5 protein-coding genes are annotated in these 5,403 nt (G+C 57.6%); all 5 read left to right on the top strand.

The window, feature by feature from the left end:
• Positions 1-138 precede the first annotated feature (138 nt).
• The 5 genes from AAFO90_RS23830 to AAFO90_RS23810 all read left to right on the top strand — a co-directional run bounded on the left by AAFO90_RS23830 (position 139) and on the right by AAFO90_RS23810 (position 5,067).
• Positions 139-1,281: a glycine cleavage T C-terminal barrel domain-containing protein gene (locus AAFO90_RS23830; RefSeq protein WP_347511041.1), complete on the top strand. Its 1,143-nt coding sequence runs from the start codon at positions 139-141 to the stop codon at positions 1,279-1,281.
• Between the two features lie 25 nt (positions 1,282-1,306).
• On the top strand, positions 1,307-1,756 hold the full coding sequence (locus AAFO90_RS23825) for an OsmC family protein (protein WP_347511040.1): 450 nt from the start codon (positions 1,307-1,309) through the stop codon (positions 1,754-1,756).
• A 10-nt stretch (positions 1,757-1,766) separates the two neighbouring features.
• Positions 1,767-2,567: an enoyl-CoA hydratase gene (locus AAFO90_RS23820; protein WP_347511039.1), complete on the top strand. Its 801-nt coding sequence runs from the start codon at positions 1,767-1,769 to the stop codon at positions 2,565-2,567.
• 3 nt (positions 2,568-2,570) lie between these two features.
• On the top strand, positions 2,571-4,211 hold the full coding sequence (locus AAFO90_RS23815; RefSeq protein ID WP_347511038.1) for an acyl-CoA synthetase: 1,641 nt from the start codon (positions 2,571-2,573) through the stop codon (positions 4,209-4,211).
• 319 nt (positions 4,212-4,530) lie between these two features.
• On the top strand, positions 4,531-5,067 hold the full coding sequence (locus AAFO90_RS23810) for a response regulator (RefSeq protein WP_347511037.1): 537 nt from the start codon (positions 4,531-4,533) through the stop codon (positions 5,065-5,067).
• Positions 5,068-5,403: the final 336 nt, after the last annotated feature.

Below are 5,403 nucleotides of genomic sequence, written 5' to 3'. Positions count from 1 at the left end.
GAGCGCGGTCATTCACTGGACTGTTCGAAGCCCTCAACGAAATCTGTGATCTCTACACACCTCAGGAATGCTGGAACTACTTTTGCGAGGCCGGGTATGCTTCTACATAAACTGGAAACGCTTTAAGAGGGCGAAAACATGACACAAGCAGATGACTTTGGTTTCGGCACGCAGATCCGCAAATCTCCTTATTTCGATGCCACCGTGCGCTGGGGTGCGCAGGGCTTTTCTGTTTATAATCATATGTATATCCCGCGCGACTTCGGGGATCCGGAGCAGAACTTCTGGAACCTGGTGAACGATGCGATTCTCTGCGATGTGGCGGTGGAGCGGCAGGTCGAAATCACCGGTCCGGACGCGGCGAAATTCGTCCAGATGCTCACCCCGCGGGACCTGTCCAAGATGGCCGTCGGCCAGTGCAAATACATTCTGATCACCAATGCCGAAGGCGGCATCCTGAACGATCCCATCCTGCTGCGCCTGGCCGAAAACCACTTCTGGATTTCGCTCGCAGACAGCGACATCCTGCTCTGGGCGCAGGGGGTGGCGGTCCACTCCGGCATGGACGTGCAGATCTGTGAACCGGATGTTTCGCCGTTGCAGCTGCAGGGGCCGAAATCGGGCCTCGTCATGCAGGAGCTCTTTGGCGAGGAGATCATGGATCTCAAGTATTACTGGCTGCGCGAATACGATCTGGACGGCATTCCGCTGGTGGTGTCGCGGACCGGCTGGTCCAGCGAGCTGGGCTATGAGCTGTACCTGCGGGATGGCAGCCAGGGCGACGCCCTGTGGGAGCGGATCATGGCGGCAGGCATGCAGCACGGTCTGAAGCCGGGGCATACCTCGTCGATCCGCCGGATCGAGGGGGGCATGCTGTCCTATCACGCCGATGCCGATATCAACACCAACCCCTTCGAGCTGGGCTTTGACCGGCTTGTGAACCTGGATATGGACGCCGATTTCATCGGCAAGGCTGCGCTGCGCCGTATCAAGGAGGAAGGTCCCAAGCGGCAGCAGATCGGTCTGGTTCTGGAAGGCGAGCCGCTGAAGGGCCCGAACACCACCTTCTGGGCCATCACCAAGGAAGGTGAGACCATCGGCAAGGTGACCTCGGCGGTCTACTCGCCGCGCCTTGACCGGAATATCGCCTTGGCCATGGTCGCGGCGGAACACGCCACCCTTGGCGCCCATGTCGAGGTGGTGACGCATTCCGGACCGACCAGCGCCACCATGGTGGAGCGGCCTTTCTACGATCCGAAAAAGAAAATCGCCGCGGCGTAAGCGCACGATACGAAAGGCCTGAAACATGTCTGATCTCGCCATCGCGCTGCATTGGCAGCGTGCCGAACCCGTTTTGCACATCGGCAAGTTCTCCAGCGAACATACCGTGCAGTACAACAGCAGCTATGACGTCCAGGTGGACGCCGCCCCGGATTGGGGCGGCAATCCATCCAGCACCAACCCCGAACAGGCGCTGGCCTCGGCCCTGTCCAGTTGCCACATGATGACCTTTCTGGCCCTCTGCGCCAAGGCGGGCTGGCCCGTGGCGAGTTATCACGACTATGCCGAGGCGCATTTGGGCAAGAACGCCAAGGGGCAGATGTCGGTCACCCGGATCGATCTCAACCCGGTGGTGCGTTTCGACACGGGGTTCTCCGTGGAGGACGCGCAGCTGTCTGAAATGCAGGATCGTGCTCACCGCTATTGCTTCATCGCCAATACGCTGGCGGACAGCGTCGAAATCAACATTCGATGAAGGATTGCTCATGACCACGGATGATATCCTCCTGAAAGACCTGAACGAGGCCGGTCTTCTGCGCCTGACACTGAACGATGCGCGGCGGCGTAATGCCCTCTCCGAAGCGATGCTGACTGCGCTCGGCACCGCTTTTGCAGAGGCAGGGGAAAACCCTGCCGTCCGCGTGATCATTCTTGCGGCCAACGGCCCTGCCTTTTGTGCGGGCCACGATCTGAAGGAAATGACCTCCGGGCGCGCACAGCCTGATTGCGGCAAAGCCTATTTTACCAAGATCATGTCCATGTGTTCGGGGGTGATGCAGGGCATCGTCAACTGCCCCAAGCCGGTGATCGCCGAGGTCACTGGCATTGCCACGGCCGCTGGCTGTCAACTTGTGGCAAGCTGTGATCTGGCCATCGCTGCGGACAGCGCTCAGTTCAGCACACCCGGCGTGCATATCGGGCTGTTCTGCTCGACGCCTATGGTGGCCCTGTCCCGCAACGTCGCTGCCAAGAACGCGATGGAAATGCTTCTGACCGGAGACATGACCTCTGCCGAGCGCGCGGTCGAGATCGGATTGATCAACCGTGCTGTCAGCGGCAATGCGCTGCGGGCTGCAACGCAGGAGATGGCGCTGAAGATCGCTTCGAAATCCAGCATGACGCTGGCAACGGGCAAGCGGGCCTTCTATGCCCAGCGGGAACTGCCGCTGAAGGAGGCCTATGACTATGCCTCTGAGGTTATGGTCAACAATATGCTCGCCCTTGATGCCCGGGAAGGCATCGGCGCCTTTATCGAAAAACGCACGCCCCAGTGGCAGGATGCCTGAGCCATGACTGCAAACCCCTATAACACCGACCTGGACCGCAATCCGGCCAATCACCAGCCCCTGACGCCGCTCAGTTTTCTTGCGCGCGCTGCCTGCGTGTTTCCTGAACACACGGCGATCATCCATGGCGCCCTGCGCCGGAGCTATGCGGAGTTTTACGCGCGCTCCCGCAGGCTTGCCTCGGCGCTGGCGCAGCGCGGTATCGGGCGCGGTGATACGGTTTCCGCGCTGCTCCCCAACACGCCCGCCATGTTGGAATGCCACTATGGCGTGCCGATGTGCGGCGGTGTGCTGCACGCGATCAATACCCGTCTGGATGCGGCAATCATCGCGTTCCAGCTTGATCATGCACATTCAAAGATCGTGATCGTCGATGCAGAATTCATGCCTCTGATGCGGCAGGCGCTGGCACTGGCCAATGTCACGCCATTGGTGATCCAGGTGGACGATCCCGAATATTCCGGCCCAAGGTCCGCATTTTCAGGACAGGACTACGAAGCCTTCCTTGCGGCAGGCGATCCGGGCTTTGCCTGGCTGATGCCCGAGGATGAATGGGACGCGATATCGATCAACTACACGTCGGGTACCACCGGCGATCCAAAGGGCGTCGTCTCGCATCACCGGGGCGCCTATCTTCTGGCACAGGGCAACGCGCTCACTACCTCGATGCGCAAACATGCCGTCTATCTCTGGACGCTGCCGATGTTTCACTGCAACGGCTGGTGTTTTCCCTGGACACTGTCGGCGATCATCGGCACGCATGTCTGCCTGCGCCAGGTCCGCGCCAAACCGATCTGGGACGCGCTGGCGGACGAGCAGGTGACGCATTTGTGTGGCGCGCCCATCGTGATGTCCCTGATGATCGCGGCACCTGCTGAGGAACAGCGCGTGCTGGACCACGGCGTGCAGTTCTTCACCGCAGCCGCGCCGCCGCCGGAAAAGCTGCTCGCGGATATGAAAACGGCTGGCTTTGAGGTGACCCATCTATACGGTCTAACTGAAACATACGGCCCCGCAGTGGTGAACGACTGGCACGACAGCTGGTCAGCTCTGCCAAGCGAGGAGCAAGCCCGCCTTAAGGCGCGCCAAGGCGTGCGATACCTGCCGCTTGAAGGGCTTGATGTGCTGGACCCGGAAACCATGCAGCCGGTCCCGCACGACGGGACAACCATGGGCGAGGTCATGTTCCGCGGTAACGTCGTGATGAAGGGTTATTTCCGCAACCCCGAAGCCACCCGGAAGGCCTTTGCCGGTGGCTGGTTCCATTCCGGTGATCTGGGTGTCGTTCATCCCGATGGATATCTTCAGCTCAAGGACCGGTCCAAGGACATCATCATCTCCGGCGGCGAAAATATCTCTTCGATCGAAGTGGAGGAGGTGCTGTACAATCATCCGGCGGTCTCGGTCGTTGCTGTCGTCGCAATGCCGCATGAAAAATGGGGCGAAACCCCCTGCGCCTATGTCGAACTGGCAGAAGGTTGCAACGTCGAAACGGACGAGTTGCGGCAATGGTGCCGCGACAGGCTCGCCCCCTACAAGGTGCCGGGCACATTTGTGCTCACGGCTATTCCCAGAACCTCGACAGGCAAGATCCAGAAGTTCGTCCTGCGTGAGCAAGCGCGCGCTGTGGGCCGAGGTATTTGAGATATGGGGTGGTCAATTCGACTGGTCGTCCACATGATCTAGTAACTTTTGTGATTGCCGCCCGTGATGCAAAACGTTTTTGACGCTGTTTGCATGTGATCGAGTGCGAACTTTTGTCAGGCCTTCACGAGGCGGCATTTCCAAAAGCCCGCATATCAATCTTCATAATTGAAACTTTAACTCAAGCGAACGAAGCAATGTAGGCTTTCGTATAGGGTGTATGAGTGCAGAGGTATAGCAGTTGCTGAATGTGTATTGAGATCAGGTGTTGATTGTGTTCATAGCCTTCCTCGCAGATGTGTATTGACGAGGATCTTTGATGACTTTGCAACACCAAAACAACAAAGCCGAAGGATTGACCATCCTGATTGTTGATGACGATAAAGCTGTACTTGAAGAACTCCAAAGCATCCTTCAGCTTCAGGGCTGGAACCCGATCACCGCCGACAGCGTCGATATGGCGCTAGAAGTTCTGGATTGGTATGATAACGTCGATGTCGTTCTAACAGACGCACATTTTAAAGAGTTCTCCGGTGATCGTTCAAACGGCTTTCAGCTGATTTCTAGGGCGAGCGCACGCTTTTCAGATAGGGCAATTGGCTTTGTGGTCATGAGCGAGGATCCTTTTGATCTAAAGCCAACATTGCAAACCGACGCAGCTGATTTCTTACCCAAGCCGATCAATTCAGAGGATTTGGTTGATGCGGTTCGCGGTGCCTCAAAGGTGGCAAGTAGGGTCGTAAACGTTGCTCCAGTGGCTGAAAATGGTGAGCACTTGCTGAAAAGAGTTCAACGCATCGCAATAGAAGCGCGTGCTGCGAACTTAAGAGTCATCCGTTGTGCTGCCAACAAATGAGTAACATGTGACATGCCTACTAGGCAAAACGGTCGAACCTCGCCGGGTTCGCGGAAAGCTTCACCTCCTGAGTGGGGTGAGGCATCAATCAGCAAGACAACAATCAAATAGTTTCCCTGGGGTCAGGACCCATTGTTTTTCGTCCAGCCGCGGATTGTGTCCCGGGAACTGAACCGCCCCGGGTTTGCCGGAGAGTTTTTTGTTCAAAACTTAAAGCGTTTCCAGTTTATGTAGAAGCATACCCGGCCTCGCAAAAGTAGTTCCAGCATTCCTGAGGTGTGTAGAGATCACAGATTTCGTTGAGGGCTTCGAACAGTCCAGTGAATGACCGCGCTC

The sequence above is a fragment of the Phaeobacter sp. CAU 1743 genome, from assembly GCF_039839315.1.
Classification (GTDB): domain Bacteria; phylum Pseudomonadota; class Alphaproteobacteria; order Rhodobacterales; family Rhodobacteraceae; genus Phycobacter; species Phycobacter gallaeciensis_A.
The sequence above is the reverse complement of the archived record's forward strand: the minus strand, read 5'-3'. Positions and strand labels throughout refer to the sequence as shown.

Bases quoted from the DNA above. Each gene is read 5' to 3' on its own strand.
- AAFO90_RS23830 (WP_347511041.1), top strand. From the start codon at position 139: ATGACACAAGCAGATGACTTTGGTTTCGGCACGCAGATCCGCAAATCT.
- AAFO90_RS23825 (WP_347511040.1), top strand. From the start codon at position 1,307: ATGTCTGATCTCGCCATCGCGCTGCATTGGCAGCGTGCCGAACCCGTT.
- AAFO90_RS23820 (WP_347511039.1), top strand. From the start codon at position 1,767: ATGACCACGGATGATATCCTCCTGAAAGACCTGAACGAGGCCGGTCTT.
- AAFO90_RS23815 (WP_347511038.1), top strand. From the start codon at position 2,571: ATGACTGCAAACCCCTATAACACCGACCTGGACCGCAATCCGGCCAAT.
- AAFO90_RS23810 (WP_347511037.1), top strand. From the start codon at position 4,531: ATGACTTTGCAACACCAAAACAACAAAGCCGAAGGATTGACCATCCTG.